Source organism: Clostridium tarantellae, from assembly GCF_009295725.1.
GTDB classification, from domain to species: Bacteria; Bacillota; Clostridia; order Clostridiales; family Clostridiaceae; genus Sarcina; species Sarcina tarantellae.
The window spans coordinates 1-217 of sequence record NZ_WHJC01000713.1 but is presented as its reverse complement, the minus strand read 5'-3'; the positions used below and the strand labels follow the sequence as shown (position 1 = coordinate 217).

At 38.7% G+C, this 217-nt stretch carries 1 protein-coding gene; it reads left to right on the top strand.

Annotation, left to right across the window (positions count from 1 at the left end; genetic code table 11):
- Positions 1 to 217: carbohydrate-binding protein (locus GBZ86_RS17770; protein ID WP_479690767.1), on the top strand; the 217-nt coding region annotated here is incomplete at both ends.

Sequence of the window (217 nt, the reverse complement as noted above, 5' to 3'; positions counted from 1 at the left end):
CCAGTTTATAAGTATAATGCAGCAGAGGGAATGCTTTCTAATGGAGCTTTAATAGAGGATGCTGGAGGAGTAAATGTGGCAGGATGGATAGGAGGACCAAGTGATGGTGCAACTACCTTAACTGTAAATGTAGCAGCTGCAGGAAAGTATAATTTAGCAGTGAAGTATATAGGGGCAGATGCTAATAGAAACTTAAAGATAGATATAAATGGAACAA